Source organism: Gordonia sp. DT219 (assembly GCF_049847065.1).
Lineage (GTDB): Bacteria > Actinomycetota > Actinomycetes > Mycobacteriales > Mycobacteriaceae > Gordonia.
Genome location: NZ_JBNCNR010000014.1, coordinates 29820 through 45587 on the forward strand (window position 1 = coordinate 29820; position 15768 = coordinate 45587).

The 15768-nt window shown below is 66.7% G+C and carries 11 protein-coding genes; 9 read left to right on the forward strand and 2 right to left on the reverse strand.

From position 1 onward, the window contains the following. Window positions 1–72 precede the first annotated feature (72 nt). Both mfd and ACPXB3_RS16065 read left to right on the forward strand, forming a co-directional pair. Window positions 73–3648, forward strand: a complete 3576-nt coding sequence (gene mfd, locus ACPXB3_RS16060; RefSeq protein ID WP_425728395.1) for a transcription-repair coupling factor — start codon at window positions 73–75, stop codon at window positions 3646–3648. A gap of 140 nt (window positions 3649–3788) precedes the next feature. Further along, window positions 3789–5027: a MazG nucleotide pyrophosphohydrolase domain-containing protein gene (locus ACPXB3_RS16065; RefSeq protein WP_425728396.1), complete on the forward strand. Its 1239-nt coding sequence runs from the start codon at window positions 3789–3791 to the stop codon at window positions 5025–5027. 178 nt (window positions 5028–5205) lie between these two features. Here ACPXB3_RS16065 and ACPXB3_RS16070 read toward each other — a convergent pair whose 3' ends face one another. Both ACPXB3_RS16070 and ACPXB3_RS16075 read right to left on the reverse strand, forming a co-directional pair. Next, window positions 5206–6621, reverse strand: coding sequence for an NAD(P)-binding domain-containing protein (locus tag ACPXB3_RS16070; RefSeq protein WP_425704729.1), 1416 nt, complete (start codon window positions 6619–6621; stop codon window positions 5206–5208). Further along, window positions 6621–7958, reverse strand: coding sequence for an LLM class flavin-dependent oxidoreductase (locus ACPXB3_RS16075; RefSeq protein ID WP_425704728.1), 1338 nt, complete (start codon window positions 7956–7958; stop codon window positions 6621–6623). Before ACPXB3_RS16075 ends, ACPXB3_RS16070 begins: the two co-directional genes overlap by 1 nt. A 230-nt stretch (window positions 7959–8188) precedes the next feature. Between ACPXB3_RS16075 and ACPXB3_RS16080 the strand changes: the two genes are divergently transcribed. From ACPXB3_RS16080 to ACPXB3_RS16110, 7 genes are all read left to right on the forward strand, one after another. Further along, entirely contained in the window at window positions 8189–9403 is a 1215-nt protein-coding gene (locus ACPXB3_RS16080; protein WP_425728398.1) for an acyl-CoA dehydrogenase, read from the forward strand. Between the two features lie 219 nt (window positions 9404–9622). Then, complete coding sequence (locus ACPXB3_RS16085) at window positions 9623–10726, forward strand: ABC transporter substrate-binding protein (protein WP_425704726.1); 1104 nt, start codon at window positions 9623–9625, stop codon at window positions 10724–10726. Between the two features lie 56 nt (window positions 10727–10782). Next, the gene (locus ACPXB3_RS16090) at window positions 10783–11637 is read left to right on the forward strand and encodes an ABC transporter ATP-binding protein (protein ID WP_425704725.1); all 855 of its coding nucleotides are present in this window, start codon (window positions 10783–10785) and stop codon (window positions 11635–11637) included. Further along, window positions 11618–12478 carry an ABC transporter permease gene (locus ACPXB3_RS16095; RefSeq protein ID WP_425728400.1) on the forward strand — a complete coding sequence of 287 codons (861 nt, stop codon included), beginning with the start codon at window positions 11618–11620 and terminating at the stop codon, window positions 12476–12478. The genes ACPXB3_RS16090 and ACPXB3_RS16095 overlap by 20 nt, the downstream gene beginning before the upstream one ends. 62 nt (window positions 12479–12540) lie before the next feature. Further along, complete coding sequence (locus tag ACPXB3_RS16100; protein ID WP_425728402.1) at window positions 12541–13470, forward strand: MetQ/NlpA family ABC transporter substrate-binding protein; 930 nt, start codon at window positions 12541–12543, stop codon at window positions 13468–13470. 42 nt (window positions 13471–13512) lie between these two features. Continuing rightward, on the forward strand, window positions 13513–14463 hold the full coding sequence (locus ACPXB3_RS16105) for an LLM class flavin-dependent oxidoreductase (protein WP_425728404.1): 951 nt from the start codon (window positions 13513–13515) through the stop codon (window positions 14461–14463). After that, on the forward strand, window positions 14453–15748 hold the full coding sequence (locus tag ACPXB3_RS16110; RefSeq protein ID WP_425728406.1) for an LLM class flavin-dependent oxidoreductase: 1296 nt from the start codon (window positions 14453–14455) through the stop codon (window positions 15746–15748). Before ACPXB3_RS16105 ends, ACPXB3_RS16110 begins: the two co-directional genes overlap by 11 nt. The last annotated feature ends 20 nt before the right edge of the window (window positions 15749–15768 follow it).

A 15768-nucleotide genomic window follows, 5' to 3' on the forward strand; every position in this document is an offset into this window, starting at 1 on the left:
GCGCCGATCACCCGCTCGGCGGCCCGTCGGCCCCGGACAGCGCGGCGGCGCGGACAACCTACACTCACATGAGTGTCATCATCTCCCGCTCTCGCCGGGCTCGCCGAGGTCGCATCCTCGGACGCATCACTGTCAGCCCTTCGTGAGCGGAGCGACGACCCCCGCCTCGACATCACCGGACCGGACGCCGCGCGGCCGTTCGTGGTGACCACGCTGGCGCAGGGGCCGGCGCCGCTGCTGGTCGTCTCGGCCAACGGGCGCGAGGCCGACGATCTGACGGCCGAATTGCAGGAACTCCTCGACGACCCCGACGCGGTGGCCCAGTTCCCGTCATGGGAAACCCTGCCGCACGAGCGTCTCTCGCCGGGGGCCGACACCGTCGGCCGTCGGCTCGCAGTGCTGCACCGTCTCGCCCAGCCGGGGGACAAGCCGCTGCGTGTGGTGGTGACGACGGTGCGCTCGCTGGTCCAGCCGATGGCCCCGGGTCTCGGTGAGGTCCGCACCATCACGTTGCGCGAGAACATCGAGATCGATTTCGACACACTGCTCGCCGACCTCGTCGAGATGGCCTACGAACGCGTCGACATGGTCGGGCGCCGAGGGGAATTCGCCGTGCGCGGCGGTATCCTCGACGTGTTCCCGACGACCGCGGATTACCCCGTCCGCGTGGAGTTCTGGGGTGACGAGATCACCGAGATCCGTGCCTTCTCGGTCGCCGATCAGCGAAGTCAGCCCGAGGTGGAGGCATCGGTCGTACAGATCCATCCGGGCCGGGAGCTCTTGCTGACCGCGCAGGTGCGAGGGCGGGCCACCGATCTCGCCGCCGAGTATTCCGTGGATCCGGGGTTGTCGGACATGCTGGCCAAACTCGCGCAGGGCATCCCGGTCGAAGGCATGGAAGCTCTGATCCCGGCGCTCGTCGAGGGTCGGATGCAACTGTTGACCGAGGTCATTCCGGACGGTTCGCGCGTGCTCATCCTGGACCCCGAGAAGGTTCGCACCCGAGCCGGAGACCTTGTGACCACCGGAGCGGAGTTCCTCGAGGCGTCGTGGAACGCTGCGGCCCTCGGTGCGACCGCTCCCATCGACACCCGCGGTGGCACAGCCGGAATCGACCTGCAGGCCAGTGCGTACCGACCCCTCGACGAGGTCCTCGAGACCACCGTCGCGGCCGGCCGTTCGTGGTGGACCATGAGTCCGTTGTCGTCGGGATCGGGTGCGGAATTCGAACTCGACCTGGAACCCGGCCCCGCCCCGCATGGCAGCGACGACGAGATCGCGCAGACGTTCGCGATGCTGCGTGCCCATGTGGCCACCGCCAAGCCGGCGGCAATCGTCGTGGCGGGCAAGGGAACCGCGGCACGCACTGCCGAACGCCTCGCCGACGCGGAGGTGCGCCACGTCCTCGCCGAGCCGGGCGCCACCCCCGTGCCGGGCGAGGTGACCGTCTACTGCGGCACACTTCGGCGCGGTATCGTCGCACCGTCGGCCGGGCTGGTGGTGATCACCGAGAGCGACCTCACCGGCGCCCGGGTGGCCGCGGCACGCGACGGGCGGCGGTTACCGGCCAAGCGGCGCAACCAGGTCGACCCGCTGGCACTGACCGCGGGCGACCTCGTCGTCCACGATCAGCACGGCATCGGCAAGTTCGTCGAGATGATCGAACGCACCGTGTCCGGGGCGCGCCGGGAGTATCTCGTGCTCGAGTATGCGGCGGGCAAACGCGGTCAGCCGGGTGACCGCCTCTTCGTCCCGATGGATGCCCTCGATCAGCTGTCCCGCTACGTCGGCGGCGAGCAGCCCTCGTTGTCCAAGCTGGGCGGATCGGACTGGCAGAACACCAAACGCAAGGCGCGCAAGGCCGTTCGCGAGATCGCCGGCGAACTCGTGCAACTCTATGCCGCCCGCCACGCCGCTCCCGGCTACGCGTTCAGTCCGGACACCCCGTGGCAGCGTGAGATGGAGGACGCCTTCGACTTCACCGAGACCGTCGACCAGATGACGGTGATCGGCGAGGTCAAGGACGACATGGAGAAGCCGGTGCCGATGGACCGCGTCGTCGTCGGCGACGTCGGGTACGGCAAGACCGAGATCGCGGTGCGCGCGGCGTTCAAGGCGGTACAGGACGGCAAGCAGGTCGCGGTTCTGGTGCCCACCACGATTCTGGCGCAACAACATCTGCAGACCTTCACCGAACGGATGGCCGGTTTCCCGGTGCGGGTGCGCGGCCTCTCGCGGTTCACCGACGCCAAGGAATCCAAGGAGATCATCGATCAGATGGCCGAGGGGTCCGTCGACGTGGTGATCGGCACCCACCGGCTCCTGCAGACCGGCATCATCTGGAAGGACCTCGGTCTGGTGATCGTCGACGAGGAGCAGCGGTTCGGTGTCGAGCACAAGGAACACATCAAATCGCTGCGCACCCACGTCGACGTGCTGACCATGTCGGCGACACCCATCCCGCGCACCCTGGAGATGTCGATGGCCGGCATCCGCGAGATGTCGACGATTCTCACGCCGCCCGAAGAACGGCACCCGGTGCTGACCTACGTCGGCGCCTATGCGCGCAAGCAGGTGGCCGCGGCCATCCGGCGAGAACTGCTGCGCGACGGCCAGGTGTTCTACGTGCACAACCGGGTTTCCTCGATCGACAAGACCGCCAAGGACATTGCCGACATGGTGCCCGAGGCCCGGGTCGTCGTCGCCCACGGGCAGATGAACGAGGACCAGCTCGAGCGGACGGTGGCCGGGTTCTGGAATCGCGAGTACGACGTGCTCGTCTGCACCACCATCATCGAGACCGGCCTCGACATCGCGAATGCGAACACCCTCATCGTCGACCGCGCCGAGAGTCTCGGTCTGTCGCAACTACATCAGCTGCGCGGACGTGTGGGCCGCAGTCGCGAACGCGCCTACGCCTATCTGCTCTACAGTCCCGACCGGCCACTCACCGAGACGGCCTATGATCGGCTGGCGACGATCGCGCAGAACAACGAGCTCGGGGCGGGAATCGCGGTGGCGCTCAAGGATCTCGAGCTGCGCGGAGCCGGAAATGTGCTGGGCGCGGAGCAATCGGGACATGTCGCCGGAGTGGGCTTCGACCTGTACGTGCGGCTCGTCGGCGAGGCGGTGGAGGCCTATCGGGCCGCCGCCGACGGCCACCCGGTGGTGGCCGAGGAGACGCCCGAAGTCCGTATCGATCTGCCGGTCGACGCGCACATCCCGGTCGAATACGTCGACTCCGATCGCCTGCGGCTCGAGGCGTATCGAAAGCTCGCGGCCGCAGCCGACGACAGCGATGTGGAAGCGGTGCTGGCAGAATTGGTCGATCGTTACGGTGAGCCACCGGAGGAAACCCGCAGGCTTGCGGCCATCGCGATGCTGCGGCTGCGGTGCCGGGAGCGTGGTGTCGCCGAGGTCGGCACCGTCGGGACCAATGTGAAACTTGCCCCGCTGCATCTGCTCGACAGTGAGCAGGTGCGCCTCAAACGGCTGTATCCGGCGGCGTCGTATCGGGCGACGACCTCGGTGGTCACCCTGCCGATCCCACGCACCGGCGGTGTCGGGTCGGCGCGGCTGCGCGACAACGAACTGATCGACTACCTCACGACCTTCCTCACGCAGATCAAACCCGCCCCGGCGTCGTAGAATCCCGGCGGTACCCAGCGGCGTCGAGGTGAGGAAATCGCCACCCGAGATCCCACGTTGTGCGCACCCGAGCGTTTACCGTTGGAATGTTGTTTCATGGCTGTTGTTACCGCAGCCCGTTACCGAAAGGCGTGCCAGGGATGACGGTCGTCCTGCTCGATCCACTCCGACCGGACATGATTCCGGTTCGGGCGCGAGCTCATCTGTCCGGCACCGTCTACGTGACCGAGGACGTCCCGACCGGCGTGCTCTGGGATCTCGACCACTTTCAGCCGGTCTTCACCGTTGACGAGATCGCCGGCACCCTGCTCGCGGCAGACGCGCAGCATCCCCTGGTGCGTGCGCGAATTGCGCAGGGTGAGGAGGTGATCGCGCCGACGATTCCCAGCGGCAACGACCTACTGGCCGCGGTCGCGCTGATGGACACGCTGCGGCGCACCGGACCATGGGAGAGTCGGCAGACACATGAATCGCTGCGGCGCTACCTCATCGAGGAGGTCTATGAATTCCTCGACGCGATCGAGCGTGGGGACCAGACCGAACTGCGCGGGGAACTCGGTGATCTGCTGCTGCAGGTGCTCTTCCATGCACGCATCGCCGCTGACGATCCCACCGAGCCCTTCGACATCGACGGGGTCGCCCGCAGCTTCACCGACAAGGTCAGTGGCCGGACGCCTGGTGTGTTGTCCGGCGCCCACGCGGATCTGGAGACACAGATCCGCGAGTGGGAGGAACACAAGGCCGCCGAGTTGCACCGCGGATCTGTTCTCGACGGAATCGCCACCGGCGCCCCGGCTCTGGCGCTGACCCAAAAAGTACTCGAAAGACTCACCGCGGCAGGCTATCCGGTCGAGCGCATCGATCCGCAGGTGCTGTCGATCACCGTGACCGCCGGCGACGACAGTACCGAGGATCGCGCGCGAAGGCGCACTATCGCGCTGATGTCCCAGGTACGCGCCGCCGAGGAGCAGGCGGCACGGGTCGGGCTGACGCTCGATGGGCCGGCGGCCTGGACGGCGATCCTCGACGGTACGGCCGTACCAGAAGACGTCGAGGCGAGCACGGTGACCGCAGCCGACGAGGAAGCTGATACCGGGGAAGCCGGCACCGGGGAAGCTGATACCGGGGAAGCTGATACCGAGGAAGCCGGCGCAGGGGATTCTGACCCAGAGGATCCTGGCGCAGGGGAACCTGGTGCGGGGGAGTCGGCCGTGGAGGTCACCGACGAGCTGCCGATCGTCGAGTCGGACGTGGCCGTCGACGACGCCGCCGGGCCGGGCGCGCCGTCCGGTACGGCTTCGCCGGATCTTGGTGCCGAAGGCGACGTCATCGACGTCGAGGTGGTCGAGACCGTCGTGGAGGGCCCGACGGACGGGTAGGCGGGACCACTGGTCCCGACTTTGCCGCAACCGCGCTCGCGTACCTGCTCCCGCGAATATGAAATGCGGCTATAGCGACGGTCACGACAATAATCGTCGCGTCCGTCGCTATAGCCGCACGCCATATTTCCGCGTCGTCACGATCACCGGGTTTGCCGACCCCGGGAGCGCAGTGTCGTCAGGGGACGCCCGCCGTCACCGCCGTCCGTGCTCGCGCCAGATCGGCGAGGACGAGTCCGTGGGCCACCGCGTCGGTGAGGCGGGGCAGTCCCGTTGCCAGACTGGGGATATCGCCGACGGGCAGACCGAAACTCACGTTCGCGCCGATGCTGAAGATGTGGATGTCGGCGAGCCATGGTGCCGACCCGGCGACCGACTCGGTCAATTCATAGCCCGGTCCGAGGTAGGGTGCGGCGCCGAGCACCGCCGATTGCTCGTGCACCGGAGGTGTGTACCGATCGCGCCACCGGGCGATCTCGGAAGCGATGGACCCGAGTTCCGCGCGGGTCGACGGATCTTGCTGATAGCCGGTCCCGGCGATCACGAAGTCGGTTGTGCGCACACCGTCGGCGGCATCGATGCGGACGCGGCCGTCGGACTCGACCGCCGAACTCCACGGCGCGGACACGTGCAGATGGTAATTCGGGAAGCCGGCGACGCGTCGTACCGAATCGGCGGGCACGGAGGCGCCCCGGGCCTCGACCTCCTTACGCCGCCGCCAACGCTCACCGTCCGGCAGGAGCGAAAAGACGTCCCGCTCCAGGGGATTCGGACGCCTACCGGTTTCGGGCTGCACGGTGAGTTCGGGTCGGCGGGTGTACACGTCGACGCGCGCGGCGCCGGCTTCCAGGGCGGTCGCAGCGGCATCGAAAGCCGACGACCCCGCACCGAGTACGGCCACATCCTTACCGATCAGGGCGTCGAAATCGATGGGGTCGGCGGTGTGGGCGAATACTGCCGGGGGTAGATCCGAGACGACCGGCGGGATCAGCGGGCCACCGGTGCCCGACACCCCGGTGGCGAGGATCAGCTTGCGGGTGTCCTCCGTCCAGGACGACGCGGCATCGCCGGTCCCGGCGGCATCGGATGCGAGGTGCAGACGTAGGAATCCGCTCTCGAGTGGCTCTATCCGGGTGAGCCGGATTCCGTGGCGCACCTCGACGGCGACCCGGGCGCGAAACCACGCCAGATAATCGGCCCAGTCCTGCGTCCGGGCCCTCTCGAACCCGTCATATCCGTGCCCGGAGTGGACTCCGGAATACCACGCCTCGAAAGACAGGGCCGGTACGCCGAACTCGGGTCCGGCCAGGGTCTTGGGCGTGCGAAGATCGCGCATCCGCGCCGTCGTGCGCCACGCGAGGCCGGACTCGCCGGCGGCCGCATCGATGACGCTGACCCGCGAAAGTCCCCGCCGCCGTAGGCCGTAGGCGGCGCCCACACCACTCTGACCGCCGCCGACGACAACCACATCGTGGTCGACGTCGGTCCGGTCGGCGATCGGGTTGTCGAGTTCCCCATAACCCAACAGCCGCAGCGACTCCTGTGCCTGCCGGTTGTGTCGCTGCCCGTCCTGTGGGAGTTCGTTCTCCGACATCAGGCGCTCACCTGCCTGCGCGAGTTCGGGTTCGCCGGGCGCGGCAGTCCGTAGTGGCCACGCAGGGTCTTCGCGCTGTATTCGCGGCGGAACAGCCCTCGTTCACGCAGAAGTGGGACGACGTGCTCGACGAACAATTCCAGCCCGGACGGCAGCACCGGGGCCATCACGTTGAATCCGTCGGCGGCACCGCCGGTGAACCAGGCCTCGATGGTGTCGGCGACCTGCTCGGGCGTACCGGTGAACGTGCGGTGTCCGCGTCCACCGCCGAGCCGCCCGATCAGCTGCCGCACGGTGAGCTTCTCCCGCCGCGCCAGCTCGGTGACCAGGGTGTAGCGGCTCTTGGCGCCCTCGATGGAGTCCTCGGGAAGGAGGTCGCCGGGCAACGGCTCATCCAGTGGCAGCTTCTCGACGGGGATGCGCAGGGTGTTGGCGAGTTGCCGGTGGGCGAACCTCGGGACGATCGCCTCCTCGAGTTCGCGCTCCCGCTCGAGCGCCTCCGCCTCGGTGCTCCCGATCACCGGCACCAGTCCGGGAAGAATCTTGAGGGTTTCCCGATCGCGGCCGGCAGCGGCGGCGCGTGCCTTGAGGTCGGCGTAGAACTGCCGCGCCTCGTCGGTCGTCTGCTGGGCGGTGAAGACGGCCTCGGCGAATCGCGCGGCCAAGCGTCTACCGTCCTCGGACGAACCCGCTTGTACCAGAAGCGGATATCCCTGTGGGGAACGGGGGATGTTCAAGGGCCCCTCGACGGAGAAGTACCTGCCCCGGTGCCGGGGTGGGTGCAGTGTGGTGTTGTCACCCCACACGCCGGCGGCCTTGTCTGCCACCACCGTCTCGTCTTCCCAGCTGTCCCAGAGCTTTTCGGCCAGCTCCACGAACTCCTCGGCACGGGCATAGCGCGCGGCATGGTCGGGCAGCTCGTCGTAGCCGAAGTTGCGCGCGGCCTCAGCGGTGGCCGTGGTGACGATGTTCCAGCCGGCGCGGCCACCGCTCACGTGGTCGAGAGAGGCGAACCTGCGCGCCAGGTTGTATGGCGAGTTGTACGACGTCGATGCCGTGGCGATCAGGCCTATCCGCCGGGTCGCCCCGGCCAGGACGGTGAGCAGCGTCAGCGGCTCGAGCGACCCCGACGGTCGCCGCTCGATATCGGTGAACAGCGCCGGGCTGTCGGCGAGGAACAGCGAATCGAAGGTGCCGCGCTCGGCGATCTGCGCGAGATTCGTGTAATGCGCGATGTCGGTGCCGGCGTACGGGTCGCTCTCGGGCAGGCGCCAGGACGCCTCGTGATGGCCGGTGGTCATGAGGAATGCGTTGAGGTGGAGTTGTCGGTCGGTCATGGCGCATCCCCTCCCATGGCGTCGTGATGTGGGGTTCGTGTGGTCGTCTGCACGGCATCAGATGGTAGTGACCGGTCGCCGGGCAAAACCCGTACTTGAGCTACGCGAATCGTAAAGGGCCCAAGACTTGCACACCACGGAATATGGCTTCAAGGATGAATGCCGACCCGCAGTCCGCATATTGAGAATGCGAATCGATATTCCGCCAGAACAAGTGAGAAAGAAGTTCCATGACCGAAACCCTTACCCCCGTCGCCCCACCGGCACTCTCGTCATCGACGCTCGACGAGATCATCGCCCAGATCGCCGACGATGCCCGGCGACGCCGCGATGCGGGCGGTGGGAAGCCCGTACTCGCATTGGACCTGGTGCGCACGCACCGTATCGGTGCGGCGCGCGTGCCGGTGGAATCGGGCGGTGGTGGATATTCCAAGCGTGAGCTCTACGAACTGATCATCCGGCTGGCGCACGCCGATCCCGACGTGCCGCACATCCTGCGTATTCACTGGGGATTCACCGAGGAACGTCTCCGTCTGCGCCACGGCGACAAGGACCGCCGACTGCTCGAGAAGATCGTCGAGGGAACACTGTTCGGCGGCGCCTCCAGCGAGTTGAGCAGCGCGGCCGTGGGGACGTACACGTTCGACACCACCCTCAGCCGCGATGGCGACGGCTACCGGCTCAACGGGCGCAAGTTCTACAGCACCGGGAGCATCTACTCAGATCACCTGCGCATCACCGCCGCCGACGAGAACGGCGAGACGGTATCGGTCCTCATTCCCGCCGACCGTGCCGGGGTGGTCCATGCCGACGACTGGGACGGCATCGGACAAGCAGAGACCGGCAGCGGCACAACCATTCTCGACAATGTGCGGGTGGAGGCCGAAGAGCTGTATCCCTTCGAGCGAATCGATGACGTGCGGCGTCCGCGTTCCTCGCAACCACAACTGATCCTGCACGCCATCGCAGCCGGGATTCTGCGTTCGGTCCTCGACGACGCAGCAGCGCTCGTGCACAATCGGCAACGTAGCTATGTCTTCGCGACATCCGCGACGCCCGCCGAGGATCCGCAATTGCTCGAGGTCATCGGAAGGCTCAGCGCCGCAGCGTTCGTGGCGGAATCGACAGTTCTCGCCGCCGCAGACGCCCAGGATCGCGCAGCGCAGTATGCGTTTGTGCACGGCGAGGCCGATGACACACTCGAGGAGATCGCCTCACTGCAGGCCGCGCAGACAAAGGTCGGAATCGAGGACATCGCGCTGAAGGCGGCCGGAGACCTGTTCGCCGTCGGCGGCGCATCCGCGACCCGGGCTTCGGCACATCTCGACCGGCACTGGCGCAATCTGCGCACGCTCTTCTCGCACAATCCCACTCCGTACAAGGCGCGGATCATCGGCGAGCGAGTGGTGACCGGCAATCCGCTGCCCCGGGTCGGGTTCTTCTGAGCACGAACGATATTCGATAATACCGGAACCAATATCGGCCGGCGTTCCGATTATCGTTCACCGCGCGTTTTTGCTGGTTGTGTCCGCGCCCGGCTGCCTATCATCGCTCCAGATGAAATTCGGCATCGACGGTGACGGCCGCTCGCCGAGCGATCTGCGGTGACAAACATCGAGTCAACGATCAGAGTTACATTCCTCACGGATTGAAAGAAGCGAGTCATGGGCGGAATATCCCGCATACTGCGGAAGTCGAGATTGGCGCTCGCGCCGGTCATATTGCTGGTCGCGGTGCCGTTGCTGCTCGCCGGCTGCGGCAAGTCGGGCAATGGCGTCGTATTTCGCTTCGCCAACTCGCCGACGGCGCTGTCACTGGTGCGGATCGCCGACGAGTTGGGCTACTGGAAGGACTCCGGGGTTCGGCCGGAGTATGTCGGGCCGGCGTCGACGGTGCCCGCAGTGCAACTGCTCGACGAGGGACGCATCGACATCGCCACCGGCATGTTCAACAACGACATCGACGGCAAGGTGAAGGGTTTCGGCTTCACCGCGATCGCGGCGAGCATGCTCGACCTGCCCGACGAGCCACACATGGCCTACTTCACCAAGGCCGGGTCGCCGGTCACGAAGACCGATCTCAAGGCGCTCGAGGGCAAGACCGTCGGATTCACCGGCAAGAACAGCTGCACCGACCTGGTGATCAAACAGTATCTGAAACGCAATGGCGTCGACCTGAACAAGGTCACCTTCCTCTCGTTCAAGGACGAGAACCTCCTGCCGCCGGCGCTGGAGAAAGGTGATATCGATCTGGGAGTATTCCACCCGCCACTGATCGGCGTGTTGCAGAGCAAGCCCGACAAATTCACCAAGGCGTTCACCGCCTTCGACGACTGGGGGCCGCTGGGCGGGCAGGCGCCGTACGTCGCCAGTAACCATTGGCTGCAGGCACATCCGAAGGAGGCCCGCGAATTCGTCGGTGTCATCGCGAAGACGGCCAACTGGGCCAACGCGCATCCACGCGAATCCGCGGAGATCGCCGGTAAGACCACCGGCTACCCGGTCGAGCAGACCACCAACTGGCACTACGCCCCGAATGCCCTGCTGGACAAGGCATCACTGCGACTGTGGTGGGATCTGACACGTGATGTCGGGAGCCCGCTGCCCGGCGCGGAGAAGTTGAAGCCCGAAGACATCGCGACGAATGCGTTCAATCCGTATGCGAAGTCCGCCGATCTGCTCGACACCCCGTCGACGACGATCGTGGCACAGACCCAGAACACCGGGGTGCTCGATACGCATCTGGTCGAGATCAGAGGAGAGAAGTAGCGCACGCGACCACCGAGGACCCCGGCCCGCGAAAGAACTGCTGAAAGGTACATCGCATGACCAACCAACTCCTGGACCGGCCCGACCCGTCCGGCGACGCGAACCGGCTGCTCACACCGGGCACCATCACAGCCGAGAACGTGTCGAAGTCCTTCGTCCAGCCCAATGATCCACGGGCCACCTCGACCGTCCTCGACGGATTCGATCTGCAGATCGGTGGTGGCGAGTTCGTCTCGCTGCTGGGACCGTCGGGCTGCGGGAAGTCGACCTTTCTGAACATCCTCGCCGGACTCGAACAGCATGATGGTGGAACGGTACTGGTCGACGGTGATCGGGTGACCGGTGTCAACAAGCGAATCGGCGTGGTCTTTCAGGGATATGCGCTCTTCCCGTGGCTCACCACGGCCAAGAACGTCGAGGTCGGTCTGAAGATCCGCGGGGTTCCGCGCGCCGAGCGAAGGGAACGGGCCGCGGCAGTCCTCGAGACGGTCGGCCTCGGGTCGGCCGGTCACCGCTACCCGCATCAACTGTCGGGCGGTATGCGGCAGCGGGCCGCGATCGCCCGCGTACTCGTCTACGACCCGGAGATCCTGGTCTTCGACGAGCCGTTCGCCGCACTCGACGCCCAGACGCGGGAGTTCCTCCAGCACGAGTTGCTCCGGATCTGGGACGCCGGCACATCGCGGAAGACCATTCTCTTCGTCACCCACTCGATCGACGAGGCGGTATTTCTGTCCGACCGCGTCGCCGTGATGACCCGCGCGCCGGGATCGGTCAAGACGGTCATCGATGTCGATCTGCCGCGTCCCCGCGACAACGACGTGCGGGGTTCGCAACGGTTCGCACACATTCGCTCGCGCGTGGCGCGAATTCTGGAAGAAGAGGTACGTCATGACAACTCAGACCATTGACCGCAAGGGCGTGGGCGTTCGGTCGGTCGTCGACAAGCGGCGGCCGACCGCGACGAGGCCGCGGAATGCCTGGTGGACAAAGTACAACCGCTACATCTACGGGACGGTCGGGCTTGTCGCCTTCCTGCTGATCTGGTGGCTGGTGGTCGCCTCCGGTCAGGTCAGCGACCAATACCTGGCCACACCGCAGGACACGCTGCGCGCCTTCTTCAGCGGTCTTTCCGACGGAAGTCTCGCCTCGCAGATCTGGCCCAGTGTGCAGCGGGCTCTCATCGGGTTCGCGATCGCTGCGGTCGCCGGCCTCGTCCTCGGTATCGTCGTCGGATCGTTCCCGGTCTTCCAGAAACTGGCCGAGCCGGTCCTGCTGTTCTTCCGCAACCTCTCGCTGCTCGCCCTGCTGCCGGTGTTCGTCGTGTTCATGGGAATCGGTGAAGGCGCCAAGATCGCCATCGTGGCGTGGGCGAGTTTCTGGCCGGTGTTCCTGACCGCGGTCACCGCCGTCCGCAATGTCGAGAAACTGTTGGTGAATGCTGCGCGGGTGCTCGGTGCCGGCCGGCCGTGGGTGTTCGTCCACGTCATCCTGCCCGCGGCGATACCCGGCGTGTTCCCCGGCCTCCGGCTGGGCGCATCGAATGCGTTCACCGCACTTGTCGCGGCCGAACTCGTCGGCGGTGCAGACGGTTTGGGAATCTACATCAACAATGCCGCGATGCGCTACCAAACCCCGCAGCTCTATGCCGGGATATTCGCGCTCGGCCTGATCGGGATCATCGTGAACCTGATAATGACAGTGATCGAGTGGCGGGCCACATCCTGGCAACGCGGACTGACCACCAGGTGACGAGAGTTCGGGGTGCCACGACGACGTCACCGGCCGGTCGGAGAAGGTTGCGGCCACCTCTCGTGGGTCTCGTGGTCATGGCCGTTGCCGCCTCGGTGGCCGCACTCACCGGCTGTGGCTCGTCCTCGGATGTCACCTACGACACCTCATCGCCGGGCGCCGACGCTCTCACCGTCTATGCCGGAACGGGCAGCTATCGGTCGATCCTGAAGTTCGTCTCGGACAAGGGACTCGCCGCCGGCGTGCACCTCACCGTGGTGGATGCCCCCGCGGACGCGGACGCGAAGATTGCGGCAGGACAAGGCGACCTCGCGTTCTTTCAGCACGTACCGGCGTTCGACGCCGACGTGGCGGCCGGGTCGATCAAGGATCTCAGCGTCGTCTCCGCGGTCGATGTGGTGCCATACGGCCTCTACTCGTCGCGATGGCACGACCTCAAGGACACCTCGGGCTGGGTCAACTCGGGGCTCGGGGCCGACAATGCAAGTGGGCGGAGCCTCCCGCACGGGTCGCGGATTGCCGTCCCCGACACCGTGACCGGAGCGGCGCGGGCCCTGTACTTGTTGCAGAGTGCCGCGCTGGTGAGACTGGACCGCCGCTTCGGTGGCACCACGGTGCCGGATCTGACCATCACACAGAGCAACGTTCTGGACTCGCCACGGCACCTGAGCCTGGCCCCGGTGAGTTACGCGCAGTACGTAGGCGACATCTATCGCAACTACGACGCCGTGGTACTGGCCCCCGACGACGCTGCCAAGGCGGGATTGCGACCCGATCGCGACGCCTTGGCTCTTGAACCGGGGCAGGGAAACCCGTATGCACATGTCCTGGTGGCGCCGGCCCGGCTGGCCGGGGACCACCGGGTTCTCGAGCTCGCGCGGGCACTGGAAAGTCCTCAGGTCGCAGCGTTTCTCGAGAACACCTATCACGGGGCCGACATCCCGGCCGCGCGGAGCACAACCAACCGAGCACCCGTATCGACCGGTCCGTAACGGTGAGGGCCCCGCGGAAATATGGAGGGAGACAACGTAGACATGAGTGATGCAGATACGAGTGCCGAATCGCCGCCGGGACACCGGCCGCTGGTGATCGTCGGTCTCGACCGCGCCGTCGCGGCGGCGCTCCTGGCCCCCGGACGTGCCGACGAACGCGCCGATTGGGGAAGGCGATTGGACGACTTCGCCGACGCGATCCTCGTCGGTGCCGATCTGGTCCTTCCCGGGAACTCGGGTCCGTGGGGCGAAAAGCGCACGGAGCGGGGCGGAATCGACCCGAGTCTGGCAGCCATCGTCCTGGCCGCCGTCACCTCCCGGGCGGGGTTGCTCGTCGCCGCCTCGCCGCTGCGCGACCACCCGTACAACCTCGCACGTCGAATCGCCGGTCTCGACCACGCGTCGAGGGGCCGTGCCGGACTGGCGATCGCACCGACCGACCCGCGGGCCCCGACCGGATCCCCATGGACCTCCGCCGATCCCGACGCCGCCGCCGCGGATGCAGTGATCGCCGTCCGCGAGCTATGGCGCAGCTTTCCCGCCGACGCCGTGATCGCCGACCCGGCCCGCGGCGTGTTCGCCGAATCGGAGCGGATCGTCGCGATCGATCATCGGGGCGCCTTCGACATCGATGGGCCACTGCAGCTTCCGTCCGGCCCACAGGTGTGGCCGCCGGTGGTGACCTTCGGCGAGCCGTCGCCTGATCTGGCCCGGGTGGCCGATCTCGTGGTGACCGAGAGCGATCGTGAGGTGGTCGTGCATCACCCACGCGACGTCGACGAGCTCGCCGATCTACTCACCGGCACCGCGTCCACCACCGTGGACCAGGACGTGCTGCGCGACGGTGCGGTGTCCGGCGCCCTCCCGACGCCGACGCTGCGAGACCTGCTGGGGCTGGCCGCACTACGGCTGCCGACAGGTGGCCGGATTCTGTTCCCGGCGGCCGAAACCGACACCCGACAACCAGTAGGGGCGAACAGCCATGTCCGATAAGCGCACCGACCACGTCATCCTCAACGTCAACGTCCTCGACGTGGGGATCGTCCACGACGCGTGGCGCTCGAGCGAACTGCATCCGCTGTCGTTCGTCGACGTCGACTACTTCACGCGGATCGGACGAATAGCCGAGCGCGGACTGCTGGATGCGTACTTCTTGGCCGACGGTCCGGCGTTGCGAGAAGACCCGCGCCACAAACCCGGTCGCGCTCTCGAGCCGACGAGCATCCTTGCCGCGGTCGGCGCGGCCACCGAGAACCTCGGATTGATCGGCACGTTGTCGACCACGTTCAACGACCCCTGGGAGCTGGCGTACCGCGTGCAATCGCTCGACCATCTCTCCGGTGGCCGCGTGGCCTGGAATGTCGTGACCACCTACAGTCCCGAGGCGGCCGGCAATTTCGGACTCGCCGAACTGCCCGATCGCGATGTGCGCTATCGACGAGCGGAGGAGTTCGTGACGGTGGTGAACGACCTGTGGCGATCGGTGATCGATGAGCGGCCGACTGTACATCACGGTGAGTTCTTCGACGTCGAAGCCGTTCTGCCGGTTCCGCGTTCGGCGCAGGGATATCCGCTGCTCGTGCAGGCCGGCGGGTCGCCGGATGGGCGGGCACTCGCCGGTCGGGCCGCCCACGCCGTGTTCTCGGCCGAGATGAGTCTGGGCGCCGGGATCGAACACTATCGGCACGTGAAGTCGGTAGCGGCTGCGGCCGGCCGCAACCGGTCCCACATCCGGGTTCTGCCCGGACTGATCACCGTGCTCGGAAGTACCGAGGAGCAGGCGCGCCGGCGGCACCGGGAGTCGACGGCGCTCTCGCCCGACGGGTTCTCACTTCGTCGACTCGCCGGCACCCTCGGCGTGGACCCCGATGAACTCGACCACGACGCCCCACTACCGGTGTCGGTCGTCGACGGTCCGCCGGATCCGGCCAGATTTCGTGGGTCGCTGGGATTTCGCGAGGCCGTCGTCCGGCTTGCGGTGGACGAACGGTTGACGGTCGGGCAGTTGCTGGACGTCCTGGCGGGCGGCTTCGGGCATCGTCGGGTGGTGGGGACACCCGAGCAGGTGGCCGACACCATCGAGCACTGGTTCCTCGCCGGGGCGGCGGACGGCTTCAATCTCATGCCGGACAAGTTTCCGGACGGGCTCGAGGACTTCGTCGATCAGGTGATTCCCATCCTTCAGGAACGGGGATTGTTCCGGCGTGAATACGAGGCACCGACGCTGCGTGGGCGCTGGGGGATTCCCTTGCCGGAACGGCAGTTCGCCGCGTCGTGAGAGGGCCGGGGTCTCCTGGC

What these genes read in the sequence shown, in the direction of transcription:
- ACPXB3_RS16095 (WP_425728400.1), top strand. Translation starts at nt 11,618, where the DNA reads ATGACAACTCAGACCATTGACCGCAAGGGCGTGGGCGTTCGGTCGGTC.
- ACPXB3_RS16085 (WP_425704726.1), top strand. Translation starts at nt 9,623, where the DNA reads ATGGGCGGAATATCCCGCATACTGCGGAAGTCGAGATTGGCGCTCGCG.
- ACPXB3_RS16065 (WP_425728396.1), top strand. Translation starts at nt 3,789, where the DNA reads ATGACGGTCGTCCTGCTCGATCCACTCCGACCGGACATGATTCCGGTT.
- ACPXB3_RS16105 (WP_425728404.1), top strand. Translation starts at nt 13,513, where the DNA reads ATGAGTGATGCAGATACGAGTGCCGAATCGCCGCCGGGACACCGGCCG.
- ACPXB3_RS16080 (WP_425728398.1), top strand. Translation starts at nt 8,189, where the DNA reads ATGACCGAAACCCTTACCCCCGTCGCCCCACCGGCACTCTCGTCATCG.
- ACPXB3_RS16070 (WP_425704729.1), bottom strand. Translation starts at nt 6,621, where the DNA reads ATGTCGGAGAACGAACTCCCACAGGACGGGCAGCGACACAACCGGCAG.
- ACPXB3_RS16110 (WP_425728406.1), top strand. Translation starts at nt 14,453, where the DNA reads ATGTCCGATAAGCGCACCGACCACGTCATCCTCAACGTCAACGTCCTC.
- ACPXB3_RS16090 (WP_425704725.1), top strand. Translation starts at nt 10,783, where the DNA reads ATGACCAACCAACTCCTGGACCGGCCCGACCCGTCCGGCGACGCGAAC.
- ACPXB3_RS16075 (WP_425704728.1), bottom strand. Translation starts at nt 7,958, where the DNA reads ATGACCGACCGACAACTCCACCTCAACGCATTCCTCATGACCACCGGC.